The organism is Nitratidesulfovibrio sp. SRB-5, assembly GCF_019931275.1.
Taxonomy (GTDB): domain Bacteria; phylum Desulfobacterota; class Desulfovibrionia; order Desulfovibrionales; family Desulfovibrionaceae; genus Cupidesulfovibrio.
Map to the genome: position 1 here is coordinate 729621 of NZ_JAIOTY010000002.1, position 24616 is coordinate 754236.

Annotated in this window: 17 protein-coding genes; 16 read left to right on the plus strand and 1 reads right to left on the minus strand. The window is 67.5% G+C overall.

Features of this window, described 5'->3' with window-relative positions:
• Positions 1–64: 64 nt before the first annotated feature.
• The 12 genes from K6142_RS10550 (at position 65) to K6142_RS10605 (ending at position 17403) form a co-directional block, all read left to right on the plus strand.
• Positions 65–2488 carry a methyl-accepting chemotaxis protein gene (locus K6142_RS10550; protein ID WP_041728283.1) on the plus strand — a complete coding sequence of 808 codons (2424 nt, stop codon included), beginning with the start codon at positions 65–67 and terminating at the stop codon, positions 2486–2488.
• A 737-nt stretch (positions 2489–3225) separates the two neighbouring features.
• Positions 3226–3510, plus strand: coding sequence for a helix-turn-helix domain-containing protein (locus K6142_RS10555; RefSeq protein ID WP_167123504.1), 285 nt, complete (start codon positions 3226–3228; stop codon positions 3508–3510).
• A gap of 10 nt (positions 3511–3520) precedes the next feature.
• Positions 3521–3913, plus strand: coding sequence for a hypothetical protein (locus K6142_RS10560; protein ID WP_012612501.1), 393 nt, complete (start codon positions 3521–3523; stop codon positions 3911–3913).
• 467 nt (positions 3914–4380) lie between these two features.
• The gene (locus K6142_RS10565; RefSeq protein WP_190244132.1) at positions 4381–4695 is read left to right on the plus strand and encodes an isoamylase early set domain-containing protein; all 315 of its coding nucleotides are present in this window, start codon (positions 4381–4383) and stop codon (positions 4693–4695) included.
• A 410-nt stretch (positions 4696–5105) separates the two neighbouring features.
• Complete coding sequence (locus tag K6142_RS10570; RefSeq protein WP_190244133.1) at positions 5106–5867, plus strand: hypothetical protein; 762 nt, start codon at positions 5106–5108, stop codon at positions 5865–5867.
• 36 nt (positions 5868–5903) lie between these two features.
• Entirely contained in the window at positions 5904–6680 is a 777-nt protein-coding gene (locus K6142_RS10575) for a GGDEF domain-containing protein (RefSeq protein ID WP_190244134.1), read from the plus strand.
• 322 nt (positions 6681–7002) lie between these two features.
• A complete protein-coding gene (locus K6142_RS10580; RefSeq protein ID WP_190244135.1) occupies positions 7003–9909 on the plus strand; it encodes an insulinase family protein in 2907 nt (968 codons plus the stop codon).
• A 228-nt stretch (positions 9910–10137) separates the two neighbouring features.
• Positions 10138–10596: a Fur family transcriptional regulator gene (locus K6142_RS10585; RefSeq protein ID WP_012612496.1), complete on the plus strand. Its 459-nt coding sequence runs from the start codon at positions 10138–10140 to the stop codon at positions 10594–10596.
• 319 nt (positions 10597–10915) lie between these two features.
• Positions 10916–12658, plus strand: coding sequence for a YeiH family protein (locus K6142_RS10590; protein ID WP_190244136.1), 1743 nt, complete (start codon positions 10916–10918; stop codon positions 12656–12658).
• A gap of 81 nt (positions 12659–12739) precedes the next feature.
• Complete coding sequence (locus tag K6142_RS10595) at positions 12740–12994, plus strand: hypothetical protein (RefSeq protein WP_190244137.1); 255 nt, start codon at positions 12740–12742, stop codon at positions 12992–12994.
• A 99-nt stretch (positions 12995–13093) separates the two neighbouring features.
• Positions 13094–15781 (plus strand): DUF3365 domain-containing protein, encoded by a 2688-nt coding sequence (locus tag K6142_RS10600; RefSeq protein WP_190244138.1) that lies wholly within the window; start codon positions 13094–13096, stop codon positions 15779–15781.
• Complete coding sequence (locus tag K6142_RS10605) at positions 15781–17403, plus strand: sigma-54-dependent transcriptional regulator (protein ID WP_190244139.1); 1623 nt, start codon at positions 15781–15783, stop codon at positions 17401–17403. The genes K6142_RS10600 and K6142_RS10605 overlap by 1 nt, the downstream gene beginning before the upstream one ends.
• Before the next feature lie 4 nt (positions 17404–17407).
• On the opposite strand, the gene K6142_RS10610 is transcribed toward K6142_RS10605, so the two are convergent.
• On the minus strand, positions 17408–18316 hold the full coding sequence (locus tag K6142_RS10610) for a DMT family transporter (RefSeq protein WP_190244140.1): 909 nt from the start codon (positions 18314–18316) through the stop codon (positions 17408–17410).
• Positions 18317–19078: 762 nt separating this feature from the next.
• Between K6142_RS10610 and glp the strand changes: the two genes are divergently transcribed.
• From glp to K6142_RS10630, 4 genes are all read left to right on the plus strand, one after another.
• The gene (glp, locus tag K6142_RS10615; protein WP_190244157.1) at positions 19079–20377 is read left to right on the plus strand and encodes a gephyrin-like molybdotransferase Glp; all 1299 of its coding nucleotides are present in this window, start codon (positions 19079–19081) and stop codon (positions 20375–20377) included.
• Positions 20378–20533: 156 nt separating this feature from the next.
• Positions 20534–21376, plus strand: coding sequence for a YmdB family metallophosphoesterase (locus K6142_RS10620; RefSeq protein ID WP_190244141.1), 843 nt, complete (start codon positions 20534–20536; stop codon positions 21374–21376).
• Positions 21377–21612: 236 nt separating this feature from the next.
• Entirely contained in the window at positions 21613–22812 is a 1200-nt protein-coding gene (gene tyrS, locus K6142_RS10625; protein ID WP_190244142.1) for a tyrosine--tRNA ligase, read from the plus strand.
• Positions 22813–23003: 191 nt separating this feature from the next.
• Complete coding sequence (locus K6142_RS10630) at positions 23004–24506, plus strand: calcium-binding protein (RefSeq protein WP_190244143.1); 1503 nt, start codon at positions 23004–23006, stop codon at positions 24504–24506.
• Positions 24507–24616: the final 110 nt, after the last annotated feature.

The following is a 24616-nucleotide window of genomic DNA, read 5'->3' on the forward strand; positions in this document are numbered from 1 at the left end:
GTAGGATCATTGGTTCTACCGCGCGCACGGGGGTGCGCGCGGAATTACCCAGATGGGGGTCATGATGGGCATTCGGCAAAAACTCTTTCTCCCCTTCGCGCTGTCGGTTCTGTTGCTGGGCGGCGGCGCATACTGGTTTCTGGCGGGCGAACTGACGGACCTGAAGGGGGTCTTCCTGCGCCAGATGGCACGAGCCAAGGCCAACGAGGTGAGCCAGTCGGTGGAACTGCTGGCGGCTCAGGCACTGGAACAGGCCGCGCTGTTCTCGCAGCTGCCGGCAGTGCAGGCGGCCTACGCCACGGCGCTTTCCGGCAGGATAGACGATGAAAAGGATCCCATGGCGCAGCAGGCGCGCGAAGCCCTGCGCCGCGAGCTTGCCGCGCACCTTGCCTCGTTCGAGGCGGTGACGGGCCGCAAGTTCAAGCTGCATTTCCACCTGCCCAACGGGCGCAGCCTGGTGCGGCTGTGGAGCAAGAAGCAGATCAAGCGCGACGGGCAGGACATCGACGTTTCCGACGACATTTCCTCCTTCCGCAAGACCGTGATGGACGTGAACCGCACCGGCCAGCCCATGAAGGGCATAGAAGTGGGGCGCGGGGGCTTCGACATTCGCGGCGTTTCGCCGGTAAAGGGCGCGGACGGCAAGCAGATCGGCTCCGTGGAGGTGCTCATCGAGTTCGCGCCGCTGCTCAAGATCGCCTCCAGCGCAGAAGGCGAGGACGTGCTGCTGTACATGAACGCCTCGCTGGGGTCGCTGGCCCAGGGCATGAGCGACACGACCAAGTACCCGCGCGTGGGCAACGACTTCATCTTTGCCGCGGGCAATCCGCAGATTCCCGCCGCCGCGCTGGTCACCCCGCAACTGCTGGCCGCCGGAAAGGCCGGGCTGAGCACCGCCGAGGGCGGCGACACCGCCCTGGTGGCCTTCCCGGTCAAGGATTACCGGGGCGAGCAGGTGGGCGTGTTCGTGCACGCATCGAACATCAGCGGGGCCACGGCCATCTTCGAGCGCTTCTCGGGCATCATGCTGGGCGCGCTGCTGGCCCTGCTGGCGGTGCCCGGGGTGGTGTTCTCGGTGCTGGTGTCGCGCTTCGTCACCACGCCCGTGTCCCGCGTGGTGTCGCTTATCCGCGACATCACCGAGGACCGCGCCAACCTGAACGACCGCCTGAACGATGCGGGCCGTGACGAGATCAGCCAGTTGGCCCGGTGGTTCAACCGGCTCATGGGCAAGATCGAGGACATCCTGTGCTCGGTCGAAGGCTACAAGAACGTGGTCAACGCCATTCCCGACCCGGTGTTTGCCGTGGACGACGACTATAACATCATCCTCGCCAACACCGCCGTGGCGCGCATCGCCGGGGCGGACGACGGCGAGAAGGTGCGCGGTCGCAAGTGCAGTTCCATCTTCAACGCCTCCATCTGCGGCACCTCCAAGTGCCCCATCAACCAGGCCATGCAGCGTGGTGGCCGGTACGAGGCGGACATCGTGGAGCTGAACATCCTTGGCCAGACCCGCTTCGTGCGCCCCTACGGCGACATCGTGCGCGACTGCCACGGCAACAAGGCCGGGTACCTGGAAGTTGCCAGCGACGTTTCCGAACTGGTGATGAAGGAACGCGACCTGCACGCCCACATGGAGCGCATGAAACAGGTCAACGCCGAACTGGTCTCCGTGGCCGGACAGGTGGCCGACGCCACCGGGGCCATCGAGAGCCAGACCGAGGGCGTGATGCGCGGCACCGAAAACCAGCGCGGGCTGATCACCGAATCGGTGACCGCCATCGAACAGATGAACGCCACCATCATGGAGGTGGCGCGCAGCGCCGCCAACGCCTCGCGCCAGGCCGACAGCGGCCAGGCACGGGCTCAGGAAGGCGCCCGGGTGGTGGACGAGGCGGTGACGGCCATCGGGCAGGTCAGCAGCCTTACCGGCGTGCTGCGCGGCAACCTTGGCGAACTGGGGCGGCAGGCCGAAGGCATTGGCCAGATCATGAACGTGATCAGCGACATTGCCGATCAGACCAACCTGCTGGCACTGAATGCCGCCATCGAGGCGGCCCGCGCGGGCGATGCCGGGCGCGGTTTTGCCGTGGTGGCGGACGAGGTGCGCAAGCTGGCGGAAAAGACCATGAACGCCACGCAGGAGGTGCGCCGGTCCATAGAGACCATCCAGTCCGGGGCCGCGCGCAACATCGCCAGCATGGAAGAGGTGGCCGGCGCCGTGGACAACGCCACGTCGCTGGCGGGCCGTTCCGGCGAGGCGCTGCGCGAGATAGTGGCCCTGGTCAACGACACCTCGGCCCAGGTCACGTCCATCGCCACGGCGGCGGAGGAGCAGTCCGCCGCCAGCGAGGAGATTACCCGCAGCGTGAGCCAGGTCAGCGAGCTGTCCGACGACACCGCCCACCGCATGGAAGAAGCGGCGCGGGCCATCAACGACCTGGGCGCGCTGGCCGCGCGCCTGCGCGAGATCGTGCAGGGCTGACGCCCGCGCGGTGCATGATGCAACACGGCCCGCTCCCGCAAGGGGGCGGGCCTTTTCGCGTCCGGTGCCGGTGCGTGTTCGGGGGCGGGGGGAAGGCGCGGAACGGAAGGGCGCGTCCCGCATGCGTGGGTGGCAGCGTGAAAGATTGGCGCCACTGGTCGTGTGCGGTCGTGTGCGGTCGTGTGTGGTCGTGTGTGGTCAGGGGGGGGCGTGGGACATGGTTGCTGTTCGTGGTGTCGTTGATGGCGCGTGGTTGGCGTCCGCACACGGTGAAGGTGCGGGAATGGGTGAATTCGTGCCTGGGTAGCCTGAAACGGTTTGGGACGGCGTGAAACGACTTTGAACAGCCGGGGGTAATCGGGGGCAGCTGGGGGCGGCGGGGAGTGACGAGAAGCGGTGGGAGCCGCCCCTGGTAAATAATGGTGGTGCGTGTGTGCACGGAGTGGAGTATTGTTGACACCAGTTGATTGTCGGTGCTAGTCCGATGAAGAGATGGGCGCAGGCCGGAACATTCCGGCCTTCCCGACGGACCATGCGGGGCCGCCATGCGGCACCGGGGGAGGCATGGCGGGTGGCCGAGCGCCGCGAGAGCACGCGGAGCGAGGCCGATTGCGAGTGCCGGATGGTGGGTGCGCCACATGCCGTACGGCTGGGGTGCGCCAAAGAGCGCCGAAGCGGGCAGTGCGCCCGCAGTGTCTGCATGGGCCCCGGCGCCATGCATGCGTAAGGACGCGCCAATGGCCAAGACCACCTTCACCCTTGCGGAAGCGGCGGATCTCCTGAGCTGTCACAAGGAGACGCTTCGCCGCGCCATCAAGGACGGCACGTTGCGGGCTGCCCGCCTGGGGCGCGGCTACCGCATCTCGCGCAGTGACCTGGAAGCCTTCTGGACCGCGCAGGGCGGCGGTGCGCTGTTCGGCGACGGAGAATCCCCGGCGGATGTGCCGCCCGCGGAACGACCGGCGCCGAGCAAGGCGAAGAAGCCGGAAGGCCCCCGACAGCTAACCCTTCCCACATCGTGAGGAGGCGCGCATGGGTTCGGACATGACCTGCAGGGCGATGGAAGACATTTCACTGCGCAACGACGCGGGCCACGACATCGCGTTCAAGGGGCGCCTGTTCTCCGAATGCTCGTGGTACGACGACGAGACCGGCGTGCTTACCCGCCAGAAGCTCTACGTCACCGAAGAAAACGAGCAGATCTACTACATCGTCTCCGGCAACGGTGCCGCGCGCAGCCGCCGCGCCTACCGGTTGCGCGTGGAAGGCGACCGCTGCGTCATCAACAACGGCGCGTGCGACATGTCCATGCAGCTCGACATGCTGCTGCTGGCCGTGCGCGGCCTGTGCGGGCTTGATGCCGCCCCGTCCGACGCTGCCCTGCTGGCCAGCGTGGAAGAGACGCTGAAAGCCGCCAACGGCTGAGGCCGACCACCCCCCGGCGCGAATTTCGTGCGCGCACCTTCCGGCAAGGGCCGGAGGGTGCGCGTTTCGCTTTTTTGGGGGCGAGCCGCCCTGGAGTTGGTGCGAGCCTGCCCTGTGCGCATGGCCTTGCAGGCAGGGGCTTCGTCGCTGGCGCGGGGGATGTCCGGCGCTGCTTCGGGCACGCGCATGCCTCCCGCGCGCGTGAAGTGACGGGCGCATTCCAGCGGGTTGTACCCGTACTTCCCCAGTTCATGCCTCGCGCACGCGTGGAATGACGGGCCGGCCCGCCCTTGCACGTCGTGGCGCTGCGGAGCGCCCCGGCGGAAACCCCGCGTCCGTCCCGGTCCCGGTTCCGGGCTTTCTCTGGGGGGTTGTCTTTTGGGGTGGATAATGTTCCTATTGCAATGTCCAGGTATCTTTGTGCCGATAGTGTCCGGAATTGAGGCCGGGCACCATGGAGGTAAGCCATGGCATTGACGAAGCAGTTCCTGAAGAGCAGGCCGGCCTGCAAGGTGAAGTTCCGCCTCGAACCCGACGAAGTGGGACAGGCCACCGAGGTGTACCTTGTGGGCGAATTCAACGACTGGAACGAACGCGCCACCCCCATGCGCCGCCTGAAGGACGGCGGCTTCACCGCAGAGGTGGAGCTGGAGACGGGGCGCGAATACCGCTTCCGCTACCTGCTGGCGGGCGGCGCTTCCGGCTGGCTCAACGATGGCCGGGCCGACAGCTACGAGTATTGCCCCTTCGCGCGGACCGACAACTCGCTGGTCAGTGTCTAGCACTGGAGTTGATCGGAGCACTCTACGGACATGCTCCGTCAGGACAGTCGTTTCGCCAGTCGTCACGCGCCGCTCCAGTTGGGATCCCGGTTGGGCTCCCCGTTGCGCACCCAATGGCATCGGCCAGGCACGCCGGGCCTTCCGCGCCATTCATCCCTTGTTCTGCCCAAGGCCGTGAGGCCGACGGCAAGCCCGGCACGGGTATCTGCTGCCCTCGCGCGTTTCGCGGCCACGCATTCGGGGCAATGCGTGCCTTTGCGGTGGTTCGTCGTTTCGTTCCGCCGGAATTCGCCACGCGCTGCCGTCGGATGTTTCACGACTCACCTTGCCAACCACCCGAAACGGTTATAGCATTGGTACAACGAGCCGGTCGGGGGGCGGGTTGTCGTGACCACTCAGGCGGAAGGTTCATGTCGCAAGCCGCAGCGCAGAGCATCAGGGATTTCGACCTGCTCGAAATGCCCATGGAAGGGGTGGCCGCCTACTGGCTTTCCCTGAAGAAGCTGGTGGGCAACCGCCGCAACTTCAAGGGGCTGGACCAGGAGGCGGAGTTCACCTCCGAACCCTTCGTGCGGCATCTGCTGGAGATTACCTTCAGCGGCGACATGGGCGAAGACCGCGTGCGCCGTTGCGCCGCCGCGCGGGGCGACCTGCTGCGCGGCGAACTGAACCGGCGGCTGGACCTGATGCGCGTGGCCGTCCTGGACGTGGCCGGGGGCGAGAATCCCCTGCGCACCATGGCCCGCATCGCCGCACTGTATCCCGTTCCGCCCATCACCACCGAAAAGGCGTTGGGCTACGCCCAGGAACTGTTGCGTCAGGCCGGGGAAAAGCCCCCGGCAGAACGCTTCTTCGACGTTTCCCACCGCTTGCAGGACGACAGGCTTGTCGTGGCCCTGCTCTTTTACGTCCTGCTTTCCCGCCACCATGGCAGAATGGCCTGCCGTCCCTTCCTGGAGCATCTGGGCTCGCGCTTTTTTGCCGACGGCATGGCCCTGGTGGCCGATGGCTTTGATGCCCCGTTTGTTCGGAAATGGCTGAAAAAGCATAAACTGGTCCTGCTGGACGACGTGCGCGACAAGATGTCCATGTCGGTGGAACTGGCCCTGGGCATCAAGGCCCGGCTGGGCTACGACGACGTGTTCCGCATTGCACGTTCCTACATGCGTTAGGGACCGGGTCCCATAAGCCAACGCAGGGGGTGGACCATGGCGGGCAACGGCGGGGGTGGTGCGCAACGATCAAGGGCCCGGTTGCTGCGGCTGGCCCAGGGGGCCGCGCTGGGCCTTGGCGCGCCGCTGGGCTGGCAGGTGCTGCGCTGGCTGTTCGATCTCACGCCCATCCACCACCGGTACGAACTGGTGCTCAACGTCTACATGGCCGTGGGCGGGGTGCTGGTGTTCGCCGTGTTCGGCTATCATCTGGGCCGCAAGGAACAGCGCCTGGAACGGCTGACCCTGGTGGACCCCCTGACATCGCTGTACAACCGCAGGCATTTCGAGCTGATGCTGGAAGCAGAGTTCGCCCGGCACCAGCGCGACGGCAGCGATCTTTCGCTGCTCATGCTCGACCTGGACCACTTCAAGCAGGTCAACGACACCTGGGGCCACCAGGAAGGCGACCAGGTGCTGATGACCCTGGCGGGCATCCTGCGCGCGGGCCTGCGCGCCCAGGACGTGGCCGCGCGGGTGGGCGGCGAGGAATTCGCCGTGATCATGCCCGGCGTGGGCGGCGCGGGCGCCCTGGCCGCCGCCGAGCGGCTGCGCATCGCCGTGCGCGACGGCATTTTCCTGGTGGGGCCGGGCACGCGCATTCCGGTGCGCATCTCCATCGGCGTGGCCAGCACCGAACGGTTGGTCGTTTCCAACCCCACGGAACTGTTCCGCCTGGCGGACGACGCCCTGTACCGGGCCAAGGGACTGGGCCGGGACCGGGTGGAACCCGCATGGCCGGGCGGCGGCGAGGAGCAGTTGGGCTCCTGTTGAGGGCGTGCGGCCCGTTTTCTCCCCCGCCTGTTCGTTCCGGCTTCCCCCTCTCTGAAGCGTTAGTGCTTTGATGCGGTGATGCCCTGACACGCTGCTGTGCGGGGCCTCCCGTCCGATACGTGTGCGGCCCCGGTTGCCATGACGCCGCGAAATGTTCATGGTACAGGGCTGCGGGGCGTCGGCGCGCCACAAGGAACCGTACGGTTCCGGGCGCGCCGTTCCGACCGGGCCGTCCATTCGCCCATACGCCCTGGCCCCCCTTGCGGGCCAGCCACGCCCCGGCTTCGCAGCCATGACATCCCCCCACGGAGGAATCCCACGCATGCAATCCCACGGGTTCGATCTCGTTTTCGAGCGCACCGTCCATGAACTGAACAGCCGCATCCGCCTGTGGCGCCACGACGCCACCGGCGCGCAACTGCTTTCCTGCTGCAACGCCGACGAGAACAAGGTCTTCGGCGTCACCTTCCGCACGCCGCCGTCCGACTCCACCGGGGTGGCGCACATCCTTGAACATTCGGTGCTCTGCGGGTCGGAAAAGTACCCGGTCAAGGAACCCTTCGTGGAACTGCTGAAGGGCTCGCTGCAAACCTTCCTCAACGCCTTCACCTACCCGGACAAGACCTGCTACCCGGTGGCCTCGGCCAACCTGCAGGACTTCCGCAACCTGGTGGACGTGTATCTGGACGCGGTGTTCTTTCCGCGCATCACGGAAGAAATCTTCCGGCAGGAAGGCTGGCACATAGAGGCCGACGCGCCGGAAGGCCCCTTCGCCTACAAGGGCGTGGTCTACAACGAGATGAAGGGCGTGTACTCCTCGCCGGAATCCATCCTGTCCGAACAGTCGCAGCAGGCGCTGTTCCCGGACATCACCTACGGGCTCGATTCCGGCGGCAACCCGGAACACATCCCGGACCTGACGTACGAGCAGTTCGCCAATTTTCACGCCACCTACTACCACCCCAGCAACGCCCGCTTCTTCTTCTGGGGCGACGACCCGGAAGAGGACCGGCTGGCCTGCCTGGCCGCCGTGCTGGCGCGCTTCACGCGCATTGACGTGGCGTCCGCCGTGCCCTTGCAGCCCCGTTCGGACACGCCGCGCATGCTCGAGGTGCCGTACGCCGCGTCCGAGGGCGATGACCGGGGCATGGTGACCATGAACTGGCTGCTGTGCGAAACCGCCGACGTGGAGCGCAACTTCGCCTTCGAGATGCTGGAGCACATCCTGCTGGGCCTGCCCGGTTCGCCCCTGCGGCGCGCGCTGATCGAATCTGGCCTTGGCGAGGACGTGGCGGGCGTGGGGCTGGAAAGCGACCTGCGCCAGATGTACTTCTCCGTGGGGCTCAAGGGTATCGAGCCCAGGACCGCATCCGACGTGGAAATGCTGATCATGGAAACCCTGGCCGACCTGGCCGAGGAAGGCCTGCCCGCCGACGCCGTGGAAGCCGCCGTGAACAGCGTGGAATTCGCCCTGCGCGAGAACAATTCCGGCCGTTACCCGGTGGGCCTTTCGGTGATGGTGCGCAGCCTGACCACCTGGCTGTACGACAGGGATCCGCTGGCCCTGCTGGAATGGGAAGCGCCGCTGGCGGCCATCAAGGCGCGCGTCGCCGCTGGCGAGCGGTACTTCGAAGGGCTGATCCGCGAATGGCTGCTGGACAACCAGCATGTGGCCACCGTGCTTCTGACGCCCGACCGCAAGCTGGCCGACCGGCGCGAGGCCGCAGAGGCCGCCGGGCTGGAGGCGTACCGCCAGGGCCTGCGCCAGTGCGAACGCGTGGCGCTGGTGGAGGAAACCCGCGCCCTGCGAACCTTGCAGGAAGCCCCGGACAGCCTGGAGGCCCTGGCCACCATCCCCGGCCTGGAGCTGGAAGACCTGCCGAAGGAAAACCGTCCCATCCCCAGCGAGAACCGGCAGGCGGGCACGGTGCCCGTGCTGTTCCACGATCTGGACACCTCGGGCATCGCCTACACCGAGACCACCTTCGACCTTTCCGCCGTGCCCGCGCGCCTTGTGCCCCTGGTGCCGCTGTTCGGGCGCGCCCTGTTCGAAATGGGCACCGCGAAGCGCGACTTCGTGGACCTTGGCATGCGCATCGCCCGCAAGACCGGCGGCATGGACGCGGACACCCTGTTCGCCACCACCCTTGGCGCGCGCCAGCCCCTGGCGCGGCTGGTGGTGCACGGCAAGGCCACCCGCGACAACGTGCCCGCGCTGTACGACCTGCTGTCCGAAGTGCTGCTGGAGGCGAAGTTCGACGACCGCGAGCGCTTCCAGCGCATGGTGCTGGAGGAAAAGGCCCGGCAAGAGCACGTGCTGGTGCCTTCCGGCCACGGCATCGTCATGGCCCGGCTGCGCGCGGGCTACAACGCGGCGGGCTGGCTGGACGAGGCCACCACCGGCGTGTCGTATCTGGCCTTCCTGCGCACTCTGGCCGAACGTCTGGAAAAGGACTGGGACGGCGTGCTGGCCGACCTTGCGGCGCTGCGCGGCCTGGTCCTGCGCCGTTCCGGCTGCCTGATGAACCTTACCGCCGATGCCGATGTGGCGGGGCTGGTCTCCTGCCCGGCCGCCGACCTTGCCGCCGCGCTACCCGATGCGACTGCTCCGGCCCAGACCGACGGGTGGCATCCCGCAGGCGACGCGGCGGAGGCCGAGGCGCTGGTCATGCCCGCCCAGGTCAACTACGTGGGCAAGGCGGCGGACCTGTATGGCCTGGGCTACACCTACCACGGTTCGGCCAACGTGGTGTTCAAGCACCTGCGCATGGCCTTTCTGTGGGACCGGGTGCGCGTGCAGGGCGGGGCGTACGGCGCGTTCTGCGCCTTTGACCGGGCCAGCGGCCTGCTGACCCAGGTTTCGTACCGCGACCCCAACGTGGCCGCCACGCTGGACGTGTACGACGCCACGGCGGACTACCTGCGCCGCGTCTCGCTGTCGCCCACGGAGCTGGCCAACGCCATCGTGGGCGCCATCGGCGACGTGGACAGGCACATGCTGCCCGACGCCAAGGGCTCCGCCGCGCTGTACCGCAGCCTGGTGGGAGACACCGACGCGGCGCGCCAGCAGATGCGCGACGAAATCCTTTCCACCACCAACGACCACTTCCGCGCCCTGGCCGACGTCATGGCCGCAGCGGCCCGCACGGGCCGGGTGGCGGTGCTGGGCGGCGCGGCGCTGGAACGCGTGGCGGGTGAGCGGGGCTGGCGCGTGGAGCGCGTCCTCTAGGGGCTGTTTCCGGATTGTCCTTTCGCCCGTTGGCGTCCCGCCCCGGGGGCGCGCTGCGTGGCCGTTGGGCAAGCCTGAAACCCCGCGGGCATCGAACGAAAATCCTGCGTCGGGAGTTCTGGCCAGGCCGTTCCTTCTCCGTTTTTCCCCATGGCAGCGGCCCTGTTGCGCTGGCCGGGTACACGGTATAGGAACAGCCAGACCACGCCCCACATCGCGAGGAAACCCATGAAGCAAGCCATAGACGTGTTTCACGAGTACATCGCCCGCAACGGCCTGAAGGTCACGCCGCAGCGCATGCTCATCGTAGAGGTGTTCATGAGCGCAGGCGGACACCTGACCACCGAGGAACTGTACGAACGGGTAAAGGCCACGGATCCTTCCGTGGGGCAGGCCACGGTGTACCGCACCATGAAGCTGCTGTGCGATTCCGGCCTGGCCAAGGAAGTGCACTTCGGCGACGGGGTGGCCCGCTACGAGCAGAAGTATGGCAGCAAGCACCACGACCACCTCATCTGCGAAGCCTGCGGAGAGAACATCGAGGTTCTGGACGACGAGATAGAGCGGTTGCAGGAGGATCTGGCGCGTCGCCACGGCTACGTGCTGACCTCGCACCGCATGTACCTGTTCGGGGTGTGCGGCAAGTGCCGCTCGGACGGCAAGCGCCGCCCCGCCCGCGAAGACTGATCGCCGACAACGCCTGACAACTGCCCGGTCCTCCCGCGCCATGTGCGCGGCAGGCGGGCATGGCATCCTTCCACGCATGCGACACCCCGCCCTCACGGCAACCGTGAGGGCGGGGTGTAAACTTTTGGATGCACCAAGTTGCAAACCGCGCTTTGCACTGCAAATCAGGGGTTGCGCAAAGCTGGTGGGGTGCTTTTTTATAATCCTTTTATTCAAGCGTATTAGGACTTGTCCCGGGGCGGCATGCTTCTTGATTCCAGGCAGGCAGAAACGCGTTGCGCGGTGCGCCACGCGAACCCGCAAGGAGGAGAACACACGCATGTCAGACGCCGATGCATCAAACATTGTCATCGACAAGGGGCAGTCGAAACTATCCGACCTGTGGACCAAGGAAGACTACTGGGCCATTTGGCTCGGGCTCGCGATCATCGTCGCGGCCATTTTCCTTTTCCTCGTCAACCCGCCTGCCGATTACCGGCAGAAGATCGACAAGGCCAACGCCGTCATGGCGGCCGAGGCGCAACGCGCCCCGTTCAAGACCATTGCCTGGTACAAGGCGCAGGACGACAAGTCGCGCATCAGGGCGCGCGATAGCGCCATGGGCAAGGCCATTGCGGGCATCATGAAGACGCCGCAAGGGTGGGTGTCCAACCCGATGGATTCGCTTGTGCTCAGCAAGGCGGACGCCGATGCCAAGGCTGCCGCCAACGCGGACAAGGCCGCATCAAGCAAGGCCGCGGCGGAGAGCGCCATGGCTGCCGCAGTGGCCGCCGAAAAGGCGGCGGGCGATGCCGCCTTTGCAGACGCAAGCCTGAACGCCGACGCCCAGGCCAAGATCGCGCAGTGGCGCGCGGCGGCCGCCAAGGCCAAGTCGGCGGCGGACAAGGCCAAGTCCAGCCCGTTCAACCTCATGACCTCGCTTCCGCTGATCATGGTCGCCGCGAGCCTGCTGTTCGCCATCGGCATGAAGGCCATGGGCCGTGACGTGCCGCGCTTCCTGCTCGGCTTCGTCGGGGTGTTCGCGGTGGCGTGCCTGGCCTTCATGATGGGCCAACAGTCCACCATGAAGTACTGGGGTGTCGGTGCGGAAGCATGGGCCATCATCATCGGCATGGTCATAGCCAACACCGTGGGTACGCCACGTTGGATACACCCGGCGTTGCAGGTGGAATTCTTCATCAAGACCGGCCTCGTGCTGCTGGGTGCCGAGGTGCTGTTCGACAAGATCGTGGCCATCGGCGTGCCCGGCATCTTCATGACCTGGGTGGGTACGCCCATCGTGCTCATCGGCACCTACATCTTCGGTCAGCGGGTACTGCGCCTGCACTCCAAGACCCTGAACATGGTCATCTGCGCCGACATGTCGGTATGCGGCACTTCTGCCGCCATCGCCACCGCCGCCGCGTGCCGGGCCAAGAAAGAGGAGCTGACCCTGGCCATCGGCCTTTCGCTGGTGTTCACGGCCATCATGATGATTGCCATGCCCGCCTTCATCAAGGCGGTGGACATGCCCCAGGTGCTGGCCGGGGCCTGGATGGGCGGCACCATCGACGCCACTGGCGCGGTGGCTGCGGCGGGTGCCTTTCTGGGTGAAACGGCGCTGCACGTGGCCGCCACCATCAAGATGATCCAGAACGTGCTCATCGGGGTGGTGGCCTTCGGCGTGGCCGTGTACTGGTGCACCCGCGTGGAATGCAGCGCGGGCAAGACCGCCAGCGTGGCCGACATCTGGCACCGTTTCCCCAAGTTCGTGCTGGGCTTCCTCGGGGTGTCCATCATGTTCTCGATCATCAGCGGCAGCCTTGGCCCGGACATGGGGCAGGCCCTGCTGGACCAGGGCGCCATACGCGGCCTTACCTCGCCCGCGCGCAACTGGTTCTTCTGCCTGGCCTTCGCGGCCATCGGCCTGGAAACCAACTTCCGCGAGCTTGCCCACTACCTGCAGGGCGGCAAGGCGCTGGCGCTGTACGTGGTCGGCCAGACGTTCAACCTGGTCATGGCGCTGACGCTGGCGTACATCATGTTCTACGTGCTGTTCCCCGAAATCACGGCCAAGATCTAGCTTCCGTAATCGCACGTGCCTTTCCGTGTCCTAACCGGCCCCCCGCTCCGCGCGGGCGGGGGGCCGCCTTCCGGAGTTCCCATGCGACGTACCCTTGCCGGTCGGGTGGCCAGCCTGTTTCTTTCCATCGCGGTCCTGTGGGCACTGTTCTTCGGCGCAGGCCCGCTGCTTGTGGATTCGTTGCCCGCGTTGCGCCACTACGGCGAAGTGCAGGACATCTATGGCATCCGCAGCGGGCAACTGTATTACACCGATGTGGAAACCTCGCAGATGGCGGAGATGAATTCGCGCCACACATGGCGATTCACGCCGCGCGGGCCGGACGCGACCCATTGAGGCGGCATGCAGGGGGGCGGACTTGACGCGGGTGACCAGCCCGACATACCGTCCGTACATCCCGCGTCCTCGCGGCCTTTCACCTGGTCGGTGCCGTTCATGCACATTCCCAAGCCGCACACGCTCCAGCACAAGTTCCTCGCCGGGCTGGCCGTCGTGGTGGTCTGCCTTGGCGGGGTGTTCGCCTCGGCCCTGTACGTGCACCTGCGCGACGTGCTCGAAGAAGAGGTGCAGGCCAAGGCCGAACTGGTCTTCGCCCAGGTGGACGCCATCCAGGGTTTCGTGCGGGACGTCCTGCGTCCGCGCGTGATGGAGGAGCACCCCGGCGACTTCATCATAGAGGCCATGTCCTCGTCGTTCATCTCGCGTCTGGTCATGGACCGCATGCGCGGCACGGGCACCGGGCATACCTACCGCCGGGTGGCCATCTCCGCCCGCAACCCAGCCTACGAAGCCACTCCCCGAGAGCGGGAGCTGATCCAGTACTTTCGCGTCAATCCGGACGTTCCGCTGTGGACCGGCTACGACATCGTGAACGGGCAGGAATACTACGCCATTGCCCGGCCCGTGGTGTTCACCGAGCCGTGCATGGCCTGCCATGGCCGACCCGTGGACGCCCCGCCGGAACTGGTGGACATGTACGGTGCGCGCGGCTTCGGCCAGGCCATGAACATGGCCGCCGGGCTGGACTACGTGGCGGTGCCCGTTTCCGCGTCGGTGGAGGGGTTGCGCCAGTCCATCACCATCTTCTTCATGTCGCTGGTGGGGTGTGCCCTGATATTCTTCTCGTCGGCCAGCGTGGTGTTCCGCGTGCTGGTGGTGCGCAACCTGCGCCGTCTGACCGGGGTATTCCGGCGCACCCTGGCGCAGGGGGCCGAATGCGGCGCCGGGTTCTGCGGGGCGGATGGCAGCGCCGCGCTCATCGAAAGGCTGGAGCAGGGCGACGAGATCGACGAACTGGTGGACGGCTTCGAGCAGGTGGCCCACCACCTGGCCGACGCCCGGATCCAGTTGCAGAGTTATGCCGCCAACCTGCGCCAGATGGTGGACGAGCGCACCGCCGAACTCTCGCGCGAGGCGGATGAACGCCGCAGCGACGTTGCCCTGTTCGTGCGCCTGTTCGAGGAGATGCGTACCCTGCGCACCCGCGAGGGCCTGTGGCATTGCGCCCTGCCGCAGATCTGCCGCCGCTTCGGCGCGCGGCGCATCGCCTACGTGTGCACCCTGGTCTCGCACAATTTCTACGCATGGCCAGAGCCCGACCGGCGTCCCGATCTGCCCCGGTCCCTGGTCGCCGCACTGACCGGCGGGCAGGTGGTGGGGCATGGCGCCTCGCTGTTCGTGCCGGTGGAAGCCCAGGCCGGTGCGGCGGAAGGCTTGCTGTGCCTGGAATGGGACGACGCCGACGACGCCGCGCGCCAGAACCTGGACGTGCTGGCCGCGCTGGGACGGCAGCTTGGCACCGTTGCCGAAAACCTTTCGGCCCTGGACCGGCTGGTGCGCCACATGGACGTGCTGCAATCGGTGTTCGAGGGCATCCGCGATCCGCTGGCCCTGGTGGACGGCTCCGGTTCGGTGATCATCGCCAACGAGGGCGCGCGGCGCCTGTCGCTGGAGCTTTCCGGCGGGGCCGTCCCCTCCGGTGACCTGCTGGCCGCCCTGCGTGGTGGTGACGGCGGCGCCCCGGGCGGCAATTCCGGCGGCGTTCGGGCCATCGGCGCGTACGCTGGAGGCGGCGATACCCATGGCGCGGCGGGCACGGGACACGCGGGGGTGGGCATTCCCGCACCGGCGCAAGGGGCGGAATCGCGCGAGGTGACGCTGCCCGGCGGGCGATCATTCATGGTCAACCTGTACCCGCTGGCGCGCGCGGCCGACGAGCCGGGTCGCGCTGCGGTCTACGTGCGCGAGACAACGCTGGAAAAGCGCATGTTCGCGCAGGTCAGCCAGAGCGAAAAGATGGTCACCGTGGGCAAACTGGCCGCAGGGCTCGCCCACGAGATCAACAATCCGCTGGGGGTCATCCTGTGCTACGCCGAGCTGCTGCGCCGCAATACCGGCGATGCCCAGCAGCAGGCCGACCTGGACGTGATCCTGCGGCACACCCGCCAGGCACAGCGCGTGCTGCGCGACCTGCTGAACTTCGCCCGGCCCAAGGCCGCCGGGGCCGCGCCTTCGGACATCGCCCGCGTGGCGCGGTCGGTGGCGGAGGTCTTCGGGGTGCAGGCGGCCAAGAAGTTCGCCTCTGTCATGGCGGAGGCGGAGCCGGACCTGCCCCCGGTGACGGCGGGCGAGCAGGCCCTGGAGCAGATTTTCAGCAATCTCGTGCTCAATGCGCTGGACGCGCTGCCCGCATCGGGCGAGGGCAGGGTGCGCATCCGGGTGCGACGGGGAGAAAACCCCGGCGAGGTGGTGGCCACAGTGGCCGATTCCGGCACCGGCGTTCCCGAACATCTGCGCAAGGATGTGTTCGATCCGTTCTTCACCACCAAGGAAATGGGCACGGGCCTCGGCCTTGCCGTGGTCTACGGCCTGGTGGTGGACGCGGGCGGCAGCGTGACTGCGGGCGACAGCGCGGAACTTGGTGGGGCGGAATTCACGGTGCGCCTGCCGGTGGTGGGGGCCGTATGCCCCACGCCGCCCGTCGTCCCCATGCCGTCCGCAGGCGCCGTGCCGCAGTCCCTGCCCATTTCGGCCCCTGCGCCGTCCGGTCCCGCGCCCGACTCCGGATCCGGCCCGGCTGCCGGTGAACCGGCGAACAGTGACGCCCCAATCCGGGAGGAATGATGCCCCACCGACCGCACGTGCTCATCGTGGACGACGAACCGGATTTTGCCCGGGGGCTTTCGCGGCTGGCTGCGGAACTGTTTCCCGAGGTAGTTGTTTCGCAGGCGTTTTCCGGCGCGGAGGCACTGGACTGCCTGCGTGCGCAACGGGTGGACGTTCTGCTCACCGACCTGCGCATGCCGGGCATGACCGGTCTGCAACTGTTGACCATGGCGCTGGAGCAGGACCAGGACCTGAGCGTGGTGGTGCTGACCGCGCACGGCTCCATCGAAACGGCGGTGGAGGCGTTGCGCGCCGGGGCCTACGATTTCGTGGCCAAGCCCGTGGAGCCGGACCAGTTGGCCCGCGTGCTGGGCAAGGGGCTGGAGCGCAGCCGGCTGCTGGCGGAAAACCGCCGCCTGCGCGACGTGGTTTCGCTGGGCACCGGTCGCGACGAACTGGTGGGCCTGGGGCAGGCCATGCAGACCCTGCGCCGCACCATCGCCACCGTGGCCCAGTCGGACTATACGGTGCTGGTGCGGGGCGAATCGGGCACCGGCAAGGAAATGGTGGCCCGCACCATCCATCGACAAAGTCAGCGCGCCTCCATGCCCTTTCTGGCCGTGAACTGCCCGGCCATTCCGGAACACCTGCTGGAAAGCGAACTGTTCGGCCATGTGCGCGGGGCCTTCACCGGGGCGGAGCGCGACCGCAAGGGGCTGTTCGCCATGGCGGACGATGGCACCGTGCATCTGGACGAAATAGGCGACATCTCGCAGGCCATCCAGACCAAGCTGCTGCGCTTTCTGCAAGAGGGCGAAATACGGCCCGTGGGTTCCGGGCGTACGGAAAACGTGGATGTGCGGGTGGTGGCCTCCACCAATCAGGATCTGGAGGCGCGCATGGCCTCGCGGGAATTCCGCGAGGATCTGTTCTACCGGCTCAACGTGGTCACCATCCGGGTGCCTCCCCTGCGCGAACGGGTGGAGGACATCCCCCTGCTGGTGGTCACCTTCCTGCGCAATGCCTGCGACGAACTGGGCCTGCCCCAGAAGACCGTGACGCCCGACGTGCTCGACTACCTGGCCGGGCGTGATTGGCCGGGCAACGTGCGCGAACTGCAAAACGTGGTGCGCAGGCTGACCCTGTTCAGCGGCGGCGATGTGCTGGGCATGGATACGGTGCGCCACGTGGCGGCGGGCGGGCATGGCCGCACGGGCGACTGGCTGCGTACCCGGCAGGGGGGATTTGCAGGCGCTGCCGGTTCAGGCATCGCTGATGGCGGCGTTGCCGCCGCGCCAATGCCCGGCCAGACGGGCGGCCCGGAGGCCGCCGGGGGCATCGTGCCCAGTGGGGCAGCCGGAGCTGGCGGAGCAGGCGCGTCAGGCGGGGCAGGCGGATCAGCCGGATCAGCCGGAGCTGGCGGAGCAGGCGCCACAGTCCCGGCAGGGGGCGGCGTGGTGCCGTACAAGGAGGCCAAGGCCCGCGTCACCGACCGGTTCACCCAGAGCTACCTGCGCGACCTGCTGGCCCAGACCGGGGGCAACGTGTCCGAGGCGGCGCGGCTGTCCGGCCTGTCGCGGGTGGCCATCCAGAAGATGGTGGCGCGGCTGGGGATGGATGTAGGCGAGTTCCGGGGCTAGGCCGTCATTCCCGCGTGGCCACCAGAATGCCGCCCAGGATCAGCGCGCCGCTCACGAAGTGGGCGGGCGTCACCGGTTCGCCCAGCAGCAGCAGCGCCTCCAGCCCGCTGAACGCAGGCAGGGAATAGTAGATCAGCGCCGCGCGGCTGGGGCCGATGGCCGCGATGGCCAGGTTCCAGCAGCGGTAGGCGATGAGCGACGCCCCCAGCCCGATGTACAGCACCCCGATCACTGCCTGCGGCGTGAACACGGGCATGGGCCCGGTGGAAAGCTCCCACGCCAGCATGGGCAGGACGCCCAGCAGCCCGGGAATGAAGGTGGCCATGAGGAACGTGGTCTGCCCCACGCCCGCCGGACGCTTGCGCACCAGCACCGAATACCCCGCGAACAGCATGGAGGCGGCCACCATCCACAGGTCGCCGCTGGTGAAGGTGAGCGTGGAAAGGCGCGCAAGGTCGCCCCGCGTCACCAGCACCACGATGCCGGTCACCGCCGTGGCCAGGCCCGCCAGGCGGCGAACGGTCACCGCCTCGCCCAGGAATACCCGTGAAAACAGGATGATGAAGATGGGCGATGACGTGGCGATGAGCGCCATGTTCAGCGCGGCGGTGGTGCGCCCGGCCACGTAGATGAAGGTGTTGAACACCGAAACGCCCACGAAGCCGGTCACGCAGAAATAGACCAGATGGGCGCGCACCACCGGCCATTCGCGGCGCAACGGGCCAAGGCCGAAAGGCAGCAGGACGCAGGTGGCCACCAGCCACCGCGCGAACGAGACGGATACCGGCGGCATGCTGTCGGCCAGCGCGCGCGCCACGATGAAATTGCCGGACCAGATGACGGTGGCCGCCAGCGCCAGAAGGACGCCGCGCGTGCCGCCGCCAAGGCCCTCGTTGCGGGGGGATGCGTGCATGGATGTACTCCGGAAATGAGAGCATCCTGCCTACGCCGGGGGCATGGGGGTGTCAAGCGGGCGGGCTGGCGGGCGAAAGGGCAGAACTGGCGGAATGGGCACGACTGTCAGAACGGGCAGAACGGGCAGAACGGGCAGAATTGAGCGGCCAGTGCCGGACCGTGCCGGACTGGATCGGACTGGGCCGGGCAGTGCCGACCTGTGCCGGACCGTACCGGACAGTGATGAACAGGATTGAACCCGGTAGGACTGGGCATGCGGTGGCAAGCGTCGCGGGGGCTGCCACGCAGCGCGCCCCCGTCGGCGGGAACGACGGGGGCGCGGGCGGGAGGGGTGCGTAGCACTCTTTCGTAAGCACACCGAGCGGGTTGGTGTTACGATTTGATGAATCGTATGTGTAACATCTAGCTGTTTGTAGAAAGCGTGTCAACAGTCGGGGCAAAGTTCTGTGCGCTGGCTTGCGGAAACCGGCAGCCGTATCTCCGTGTGCACCACCGTGCCTTTGTCCGGGCTCCGTCCGTCGTGCCGGGGTTCTGTCCGGCGTGCCCCGCGCTCCATGCCCGTGGCCGTGTTCCGGCCTGCATCCACGCCCTTTCATGCTGCATTCGCGCCCTGGGGCTCCCTTGCCCATGGCGCCCGCGCGGGGTAGGAGAGGTGTTCGCGTCCAACCCGTGCCCGTTGGCACGCGCGGTGCCGTCGTGTGGGCAGTCCGTGCGTGGCGGCGCCCCTGCGCGCAAGAAGGAAAAGGAACAGACCGTGACCATGACCGGATTCTTCAACGTTCTCTCGGTGGAGGCGTTCACCGAGCTTTTGCGCGCCTTTCCGCCGCTGGCGGCGGAAACGGCGGAACTGCACCACGCCGATGGCCGGGTGCTGGCGGCGGACGTCATTGCCGCCGAAGACCTGCCCCTTACCGATCGCGCGGGCATGGACGGCTACGCCGTGCGCGCCGCCGACCTGTTCGGCGCCACGGAAACAAGCCCCGCCTACCTCGAATGCGACGGCAGGGTGGACATAGAGCACCCCGCCACCTTCGCCGTTGCGCCGGGCCGCTGCGCCGCCATAGTCACCGGCGGGGTCATGCCCGAAGGCACCGACGCGGTTATCATGGTGGAACATACCCACGAACTGGGCGCGGGCACCATCGAAATGCGCCGTGCCGTGGCCCCCGGCGAAAACGTGATGCTGCGCGGCGAGGACGCCATGGCGGGCACGCCCGCATTGACGGCGGGCACCCGGCTGCGCCCGCAGGAAGTGGGCATGCTGGCCGCCGTGGGCGCCACCACGGTGCGCGTGCGCCGCGCCCCGCGCGTGGTCGTCATTTCCACCGGCGACGAACTGGTGCCCCCGGAGGCCACGCCCCGGCCCGGCCAGGTACGCGACGTGAACAGCCACACCCTGGCCGCGCTGGTGCGCCGGGCCGGGTGTGAGGCGCGCTGTCTCGGCATCGTGCCCGACGAACTGGACGCGCTGGAAGCGGCCCTGCGCGAGGGACTGCGTGACGCCGACGTGGTGTTGCTGTCCGGCGGCAGTTCGGTGGGGGTGCGCGACCTGACCGTGGCCGCGCTGTCGCGCATCGAAGGGGCGGAACTGCTGGCCCACGGCGTGGCCATCAGCCCCGGCAAGCCGACCATCCTTGCGCGTGTACGTGCGGAGGACGGCGGCGGCTGCCGCGCGGTGTGGGGCCTGCCGGGGCAGGTAACCTCCGCCCAGGTGGTCATGTTCGTGCTGGGGGTGCCCTTCCTGCACCATCTTTCCGGCAGGACCGACGCCTTCGACCGGTCGCTGTGGCCCGCGCGCCGGGTGCGCCTGGCGCGCAACGTGGCCTCGCGGCAGGGGCGCGAGGACTGGGTGCGGGTGCGCATCGAGGCCGAAGGGGGCAGCGGCGATGCCGCATCGCCATCGGTCGCGACGCCATCGGTCGCGTCACCGTCCGCAGTACCGCTGCTGGGCAAGTCCGGCCTGCTGCACACGCTTACCGGGGCGCACGCGCTGGTGCGCATCCCGGAGCGGGCGGAAGGACTTGTGGCGGGCAGCGAGCACGACGCCTATCTCATCTGATCCAACGCGGCCTTTTCGCTTTCGGCTGCGTCAGATGCGTTTTTTGTTCCAGTCACGTACCAAAGAGTACGCTCCCTCCACAAAAAAGCGCATCTTCCTTGCCGGAAACGAAAATTTTCGCGTTGGCGGCTGTACCTTGATACGGAATACCAAACCATGCGCATTCTTTTCTTTGGCGACATCGTGGGCAAGCCGGGCAGGCAGGCCCTGAAGGAACAGCTGCCTGCCCTGCGGCGCGAGCACGCCGCCGACGTGGTCATCGCCAATGGCGAAAACGCCTCCGGCGGCATCGGCCTGACGGCGGAAACCCTGCGCGAGCTGCTGGGCATGGGCATCGACATCCTGACCACCGGCAACCACGTCTGGAAGCACCGCGACCTGTACGGCGCGCTGGACAAGGAGCCGCGCCTGCTGCGCCCCGCCAACTACCCGGCGGGCGCGCCGGGGCGGGGCCTTGGCGTGTACGACCTGCCCGGTGGCCACCGCCTTGCCGTGCTGAACCTGTGCGGCACCACCTACATGGACCCGCTGGACTGCCCCTTCCGCACGGCGGAAACCCTGCTGGCCCGGCTGGAGGCGGAAGAGGGGCACCCCCTCGTGCGCCTGGTGGATTTCCACGCCGAGGCCACCAGCGAAAAGAAGGCCCTTGGCTGGTTTCTGGATGGCCGGGTCAGCGCGGTCATCGGCACGCACACCCACGTGCAGACCGCCGATGCCATGTTGTTGCCCGGCGGTACCGCCTACCTGACCGACGCGGGCATGTGCGGGGTGGAGGCGTCGGTGCTGGGCATGGACCACAAGGTCATCGTCGACCGCTTTCTGACCCGGCTGCCGCAGCGCTTTCGCCCGGCCACGGGGCGCGGTTCGCTGAACGGCGTACTGCTGGACGTGGACGAAGGGATCGGCAGGGCGCGGTCCATCCGCGCGTTGCGCGTGGCCTGCCCGGCGGCAGAGGCATTCGATACGGACAACGCCGCGTCGCAGGCCACGGACGCCTGACGGACAGGGCCTTGCTGGCGGGCGCGGGGCGGCAGGGCAGCTGTAGTTGTTGCCACGCCTTTCGCCGGGTGGCAGCGGTTTCTGCCTGTCGCCGCCGTTCCTCCACCGGCCCGCCTTGGGCGCCCGCCCGGCTTCCCGTCGGCCCCCATCCGGCCCCTGTCCGGGCCCCATTCAGGTTGACACCACCCGCCATCTCTGGAAGACCGTCCCGATACCATGCAGAGGGGTTGCAGACCATGATCGACATCGACACCCAGTTGGAACGCATCAAGCGCGGCATGGCCGAACTCATCGACGAGGCCGAACTGCGCAAGAAGATTGCGCGCGGCGCGCCGCTGCGCATCAAGGCGGGCTTCGACCCCACCGCGCCGGACCTGCACCTGGGCCACACGGTGCTCATCCACAAGCTGCGCCATTTTCAGGAGCTTGGCCACACCGTCATCTTCCTGATCGGAGACTTCACGGGACAGATCGGCGACCCTTCGGGCCGCTCGGACACCCGCCCGCCGCTGACGCCGGAACAGATCCTGGAAAACGCCGAGACCTACAAGAAGCAGGTCTTCAAGATCCTGGATCCGGAAAAGACCGAGGTAGATTTCAACTCGCGCTGGATGAACGCCTTTTCCGCCGCGGACTTCGTGCGCCTGGCCTCGCGCTACACCGTGGCCCGCATGCTGGAGCGCGACGACTTCGAAAAGCGTTACCGCGACGGGCGGCCCATCGCCATCCACGAATTCCTGTACCCGCTGGTGCAGGGGTACGATTCCGTGGCCCTGCGCGCCGACGTGGAACTGGGCGGCACCGACCAGAAATTCAACCTGCTCGTGGGGCGCACCCTGCAATCCCAGTACGGGCAGGAGCCGCAGTGCATCCTTACCGTGCCCCTGCTTGAAGGGCTGGACGGCGTGAAGAAGATGTCGAAGTCCCTCGGCAACTACGTGGGCATCGACGAGCCGCCGTCCGACATGTTCGGCAAGATCATGTCCGTGTCCGACGACCTGATGTGGCGGTACTACGAACTCGTCTCCGCCCGCTCGCTGGACGACATCGCGGACATGAAGCGCCGCGTGCAGGCCGGCGAGGCGCACCCCAAGGCGGTGAAGGAAGACCTGGCCTTCGAGATCACCGCCCGCTACCACGGCGACGACAAGGCCGCCGAGGCCCGGCAGGGCTTCAACGCCGTGTTCGCAGGCGGCGGCGTGCCAGACGATGCGCCCGAACACTCCTGCCCCCAGGGCGAGGACAGTACCCCGCCGGTGTTCCTGGAAGCGGCGGGGCTGGTCAAGTCGCGCGGCGAGGCCAAGCGGCTGATCAAGGAAGGCGCCCTGTCCGTGGACGGCGTGCGCTGCGATGACGCCATGGCCCCGCTGGCCCCCGGCAGCTACGTGGTCAAGCTGGGCAAGAAGCGCTTCCTGCGCCTGACCGTGACGGGGTAGCCCCGGCCCGCATCCGGTGCGTTTGCGGTCACACTGCAACACCGCGCGTTTACAGACATTCGCATGGCATTCTCACGCCGCTCCGGTTCGCCGGGGCGGCGTTTTTCCTGTTGAGCTCCCTGTGCAGTGTAAAGATATGTAAAGGTGGGCCGATATGACCTTGTGACGGCAACCAGTCACGGGGTGACGCCATGATCCTTTCCCCCATCTCCGGCTACCTGCTGCGCGAATCGCAGGAACGGCAGCAGGAGGCCCGCCGCGCCCGGTACGGCACCGGCCCGGTAAGCCTGCGCGGCAGCCTGACCGACGCCTACGACACCGTGTCCACCCGCACGCCCGATGTGGTGTTCGAGTTCGGCGACGTTTCGCGTGCGCGTCAGAATCAGGATGACGCCTACGGCTATCTTCTGGCCGGGGGCGACGTGCTGCGGGGGGGCAAACCCATCACGCACGTGACGAAATCCGGCCTGCTGGTTGAGGTGGGGCCCACGCCCGTTCGTGGTCAGGACGGCAGCACGACCATGGGGTGGGCCGTATCGTTCAGCCGCAACGGTGAACTGGTGGGTGCCGGCCTTATCCGGAAGGATACCCGGGTGGTGGAAAATGCCGACGGCACGGTGAGCCTGGAGGCGGCACCCGACGGCGAAACCCTGGACGGCACCGGGGACGACGACTTTTTCATCCGGCTGAGCGACCGTCAGGTGCACGCGGGTGGCGGTGACGACGTGGTCATCTCGCTGGGCGGCAGCGGCGGGGTGGACGGCGGCACCGGCAACGATGCCATTCTGGGCATGTTCCGGGGCGTGGCCGCCGAAGGCCCCGAAGGGCTGACACTGCTCGACGGGGGCGAGGGCGATGACCTGATCCGCGCCGACAACGGCGTGCACGTGGCGCTGGTTGGCGGCACCGGCAATGACACCCTGGACGGCGCCGTGGCCCATTCGCTGGTGCGCGGCGGCGCGGGCGACGACACGCTGAAGGGCGAGGCGCACTACGCGGTCATGGACGGGGAGGACGGCAATGACCTGTATAAAATGGACATGGCCGCCTGGTCGCAGGTGGCGGGCGGCAACGGCGACGACGCGCTGACCGGCACGTTCCTGCGTTCCGGCATGGCGGGTGGCGAAGGGGACGACACCTTTGATGGCCGGTTCCAGGTCTCCGACCTGCTGGGCGAGTCGGGGGATGATACCTTTCGGGGGATGTACGAGCGCGGCAGGGCAGACGGAGGCGAAGGCGACGACGCCTTTGCCGTGGACGCGGCGCACACCACGGAGTTTGCGGGCGGGGCAGGAGACGACACCCTGCGTGCCGTGACATCGTTTTTCGCCAGCTATGACGGCGGCGAAGGACACGACGTGGTGGAACTGGGGCGCAGGCGGCGGCTCAGTCCATCGGGTGACTACGTGCCGGGTGGCCTGTCGCACGTGGGCTGGAAGGTCGAGGGTCTTGCGGGCGACTATTACGCTGAAGGAGACCTGGCCCACAACACGGTGCGCGGCGGCGAGGGCGCGGACGACCTGACCGTGTACGGGGCGCCGGACGACCGGCGCGGGCTGGATGATCCCGCGCGGGTCAGCGGAGGCAAGGGGCGCGACGTGGTGGCCATCTACGGGGCCATGCAGCGGTTGGGGCAGTTGTACGGAGAAGAGGAAGACGGAGAAATGGGGGTGCTGCTGCTGCCGTACGTGTAGCGGCGGGCATGATGCCTGCCCTGTTGCGCTGTCGGGAACTGTGTTTCCGGCGGCTTTTTTGTGTCCAATCTCCAATCCGGACAGACCGCGTGGCCTGCGTCATGCCTGTT

Excerpts from the sequence above, each read along its gene's own strand:
- K6142_RS10575 (WP_190244134.1), top strand. The coding sequence starts at position 5,904 with ATGGCGGGCAACGGCGGGGGTGGTGCGCAACGATCAAGGGCCCGGTTG.
- K6142_RS10565 (WP_190244132.1), top strand. The coding sequence starts at position 4,381 with ATGGCATTGACGAAGCAGTTCCTGAAGAGCAGGCCGGCCTGCAAGGTG.
- K6142_RS10555 (WP_167123504.1), top strand. The coding sequence starts at position 3,226 with ATGGCCAAGACCACCTTCACCCTTGCGGAAGCGGCGGATCTCCTGAGC.
- K6142_RS10610 (WP_190244140.1), bottom strand. The coding sequence starts at position 18,316 with ATGCACGCATCCCCCCGCAACGAGGGCCTTGGCGGCGGCACGCGCGGC.
- glp (WP_190244157.1), top strand. The coding sequence starts at position 19,079 with ATGACCGGATTCTTCAACGTTCTCTCGGTGGAGGCGTTCACCGAGCTT.
- K6142_RS10600 (WP_190244138.1), top strand. The coding sequence starts at position 13,094 with ATGCACATTCCCAAGCCGCACACGCTCCAGCACAAGTTCCTCGCCGGG.
- K6142_RS10560 (WP_012612501.1), top strand. The coding sequence starts at position 3,521 with ATGGGTTCGGACATGACCTGCAGGGCGATGGAAGACATTTCACTGCGC.
- K6142_RS10570 (WP_190244133.1), top strand. The coding sequence starts at position 5,106 with ATGTCGCAAGCCGCAGCGCAGAGCATCAGGGATTTCGACCTGCTCGAA.
- K6142_RS10620 (WP_190244141.1), top strand. The coding sequence starts at position 20,534 with ATGCGCATTCTTTTCTTTGGCGACATCGTGGGCAAGCCGGGCAGGCAG.
- K6142_RS10595 (WP_190244137.1), top strand. The coding sequence starts at position 12,740 with ATGCGACGTACCCTTGCCGGTCGGGTGGCCAGCCTGTTTCTTTCCATC.
- K6142_RS10590 (WP_190244136.1), top strand. The coding sequence starts at position 10,916 with ATGTCAGACGCCGATGCATCAAACATTGTCATCGACAAGGGGCAGTCG.
- K6142_RS10585 (WP_012612496.1), top strand. The coding sequence starts at position 10,138 with ATGAAGCAAGCCATAGACGTGTTTCACGAGTACATCGCCCGCAACGGC.
- K6142_RS10630 (WP_190244143.1), top strand. The coding sequence starts at position 23,004 with ATGATCCTTTCCCCCATCTCCGGCTACCTGCTGCGCGAATCGCAGGAA.
- tyrS (WP_190244142.1), top strand. The coding sequence starts at position 21,613 with ATGATCGACATCGACACCCAGTTGGAACGCATCAAGCGCGGCATGGCC.
- K6142_RS10550 (WP_041728283.1), top strand. The coding sequence starts at position 65 with ATGGGCATTCGGCAAAAACTCTTTCTCCCCTTCGCGCTGTCGGTTCTG.
- K6142_RS10605 (WP_190244139.1), top strand. The coding sequence starts at position 15,781 with ATGCCCCACCGACCGCACGTGCTCATCGTGGACGACGAACCGGATTTT.
- K6142_RS10580 (WP_190244135.1), top strand. The coding sequence starts at position 7,003 with ATGCAATCCCACGGGTTCGATCTCGTTTTCGAGCGCACCGTCCATGAA.